At 51.3% G+C, this 3,178-nt stretch carries 4 protein-coding genes; 2 read left to right on the top strand and 2 right to left on the bottom strand.

Annotated elements, in window-relative coordinates; all coding sequences use genetic code 11:
* Together RT340_RS22395 and RT340_RS22390 are read left to right on the top strand one after the other, a co-directional pair.
* Positions 1 to 98, top strand: a 98-nt coding sequence (locus RT340_RS22395; protein ID WP_313377850.1) for a hypothetical protein, incomplete at its 5' end; no start/stop codon positions are given.
* Positions 99 to 171: 73 nt separating this feature from the next.
* Positions 172 to 1,047, top strand: coding sequence for a D-hexose-6-phosphate mutarotase (locus RT340_RS22390; RefSeq protein WP_211728429.1), 876 nt, complete (start codon positions 172 to 174; stop codon positions 1,045 to 1,047).
* A 21-nt stretch (positions 1,048 to 1,068) separates the two neighbouring features.
* Here the strand turns inward: RT340_RS22390 and RT340_RS22385 are convergent, their stop codons facing one another.
* Together RT340_RS22385 and RT340_RS22380 are read right to left on the bottom strand one after the other, a co-directional pair.
* Complete coding sequence (locus tag RT340_RS22385) at positions 1,069 to 1,917, bottom strand: aldo/keto reductase (RefSeq protein ID WP_313377849.1); 849 nt, start codon at positions 1,915 to 1,917, stop codon at positions 1,069 to 1,071.
* Positions 1,918 to 2,001: 84 nt separating this feature from the next.
* Positions 2,002 to 2,751 carry a MipA/OmpV family protein gene (locus RT340_RS22380; RefSeq protein ID WP_058959835.1) on the bottom strand — a complete coding sequence of 250 codons (750 nt, stop codon included), beginning with the start codon at positions 2,749 to 2,751 and terminating at the stop codon, positions 2,002 to 2,004.
* Positions 2,752 to 3,178: the final 427 nt, after the last annotated feature.

Here is a 3,178-nt window from a genome sequence, read left to right as displayed (position 1 = left end):
TGAACGACAACTTCGTGAAACTGGTTTCCTGGTACGACAACGAAACTGGCTACTCACACAAAGTTCTGGATCTGATTGCACTGGTTGCTTCTAAGTAAGCGACTGGCGAAACAGACAAGGGGTGACTTCGGTCGCCCCTTTTTTTCATTTGGAAGAAGAGAAGGTCTGACGATGCAAGATACGCTTTATAGTTTACCAGTGGTGAATCAGATCACCCCTTACCTGTCTCAGCGCCAGGTGGGCGATTTGCCGATCGTGGTTGTGAGCCATCCTAAAGTTCGTGCGGCGATCGCGCTGCAAGGCGCGCATCTGCTCTCATGGCAGCCCAGCGGCCAGCAACCGGTGATCTGGTTGAGCGATAAGACGCCGTTTGCCGCAGGCAAAGCAATCCGTGGAGGCGTGCCGATTTGCTGGCCTTGGTTTGGTCCGGCAGGTGAACCGGCGCATGGTTTCGCCCGTAATCAACCCTGGACATTGACTGCACACGATGAGAACGAAGATGCCGTAATGCTGACGTTCACACTGGAAAGCAACGCGCAAACGAAGAAGCTGTGGCCGCATGATTTCACCCTGCTGGCCCGTTTTCGTATCGCCGAACATTGTGAAATTGAGCTGGAAGCCTGGGGCGATTACCAAGCCACCGCAGCCTTGCACACCTACTTCCAGATCGCCGATATTGCTCAGGTGGAAGTGAGTGGCTTAGGAAATAGCTTTATCGACAAGGTGAACGCTAACACGGTAGGCAGTTTGGCTGATGGCAAGCAAACCTACCCTGACCGCGTCGATCGGATTCACACCGCCGCCGAAGATTGCAGTGTGATTCACGACATCGCAGGAAAACGTCAGATTGGAGTGTATCACCATTATCAAAGTGACGTTGTCACATGGAATCCAGGCCCAGAATTGTCCTGCAGCATGGCGGATATGCCTAATGAGGGTTACAAAACTATGGTCTGCGTGGAAACGGCTCGCATCAACAAGCCGATGAAAAGTGCCGGTGAATCCCCTGCTCGCCTCGGTACCACCCTGCGCGTGCGCAATAAGTAGGTTTGCGGCGCAGATGCGCCGCTATACCACGTCTAAGCCCGTTTTATGTTGCGGTGCTGGAAACGCCCGGTCAATGACCGCCAACTCTTCAACACTCAAATGCAGGTCTAACGCAGCCGCATTTTCCGCCACGTGTTGTTGGCTGCTGGCCTTGGGAATGGCGATCACGCCTGGCCGACGAATCACCCACGCGAGCAGTAATTGCGCCACGCTGATGCTCTTCTGTTGTGCAATTTGGTGCAAATGGGGATCTTCAAACAGTGACTGACGTAAACGTCCCGCCTGTGCCAGAGGGCAATACGCCATGATCGGCATATCACGTTGCTGGCATGCCGCTAACAAATCGTATTCGATTCCTCGTGATGCCAGGTGATACAGCACCTGATTGGTAGCGCAGTTTTCACCGCCCGTCTCACTCCACAGTTCATGCAGATCGTCCGTGTCGAAATTGGATACCCCCCAATGCCGAATTTTTCCCTGCTGCTGTAAGGTTTCCATGGCGCGAATGGTCTCTTCCAGTGGCACATTGCCACGCCAGTGCAGTAAATAAAGATCAAGATAATCGGTCTCTAAGCGCTGTAAGCTGCGCTCGCAGGCCTCTATCGCATCCACTTCCCCGGCATTCCACGGATAGACTTTTGACACCAGCCAGGCCTGATGGCGGCGTCCGCGTAGCGCTTCGCCCACCACCTCTTCCGCCCCGCCTTCGGCGTACATTTCTGCGGTATCAATCAGTCTCAGCCCCAGATCCAATCCAGCCTGTAACGCCGAGACTTCCTGACGACGCAGCGCTGCATTCTCCCCCATATACCAGGTTCCTTGCCCCATAGCGGGTAAAGTTGATTCTCCACGGAATTGAATCGTCTTCATTACGCCTCCTGATGCGCCATGATGGGGCGCGTTATTGGTGCAATGTAATAAAAACGCCTCATTACGAGGCGCCATGTAAAACCATTAGAAGCTGTAGCTGATGCCGGTCCAGAGAGTGAACTGACCACTTTTGTCCACCATTGGACTGTCTTTGATTTCGCTATCAAAGCGGGTGTAACGCCCGGACAAACTGGCATTCCAGCTATCGCTAATCTGGTAGCTGGCATTCATTTCCACATAAGGAGACCAGCTGTCATCCGGTTGATATTCAGCAATACCTGTCCGCGCGCTTTCGTGCGAAGACACGCCATAGTAGTAGCGGTTTTGATTGGCGCTGTTCCACATTGCACCGATGCCTGGCGTCAGGCTGAACGCGCCAAAATCGAAGCGATACAGATAGGTAAGATCCCAGATGATGCCATTACTGTTGTTCAGCACATCGCCCAGCAGAGCGGTACGCACGATACCCCAATCGGCAACATGGCGATAGGTGGCACCTGCCATCAGAGTCATCCGGCGCTTATCCAGAGCCTTCATGTCACCCAGATCGTTATCCTTGGGATCATACTGTTGCGGTGAACCCAACAGGGTTAATGACAATTGATCCTGCTGGTCTTTCCACAGGTAGTAGCCGCCCTGCAAGCTACGGAACCAGAAGTTTTCGCCTTCATAATTGATGACCGGGATGGGGATGTATCGGTCCTGTCCACCGCGATAAGGTGACTGGGCATAAATAACCGAAGCCCCGAGAGATAAGGGTTCTGCATGAGTGCTGAACGCCGCAAAATAACAAGGAACAACACAAGCAAGCGCTTTAAGTTTGAATTGGTTCACAATTTAATCAGTCCATTAATATAACAATCACACGCAGAGTCTAACTAAAATTTCGCGCTGGGTTAACGTTAAATCAGGGATGTTTATCACCCATGCGGAATAGTCTGAAGCAGGCTGCAGTGGTAGACATGCAAACGGAATGCCTTAGTGCTTATGAGACTTTGTTATTGATATATCGCTAAATAAGGAGAAAAGTGGCGGCAGATTTTCTGAATGCCTTCTACAGTTAAAAGTAAGCCGAGACTTTTTGTACGAGCAGAGTAACCATAAGAATTGTGTATCCCGATAAAAAAACGTCAGGTTGGCATAAGGGTTGCTGTACTCAATAAAGAATATCTTCCGGGAGCTGCAAACGTATCTAATTTCGCTCCTTTACCTGTGCTAAAAACGAAAGGACGGGCATCGCTATGAATATATTCGATCACTA

It is taken from the genome of Pantoea sp. CTOTU50773 (assembly GCF_032082325.1).
Lineage (GTDB): Bacteria > Pseudomonadota > Gammaproteobacteria > Enterobacterales > Enterobacteriaceae > Pantoea > Pantoea communis.
The sequence above is the reverse complement of the archived record's forward strand: the minus strand, read 5'-3'. Positions and strand labels throughout refer to the sequence as shown.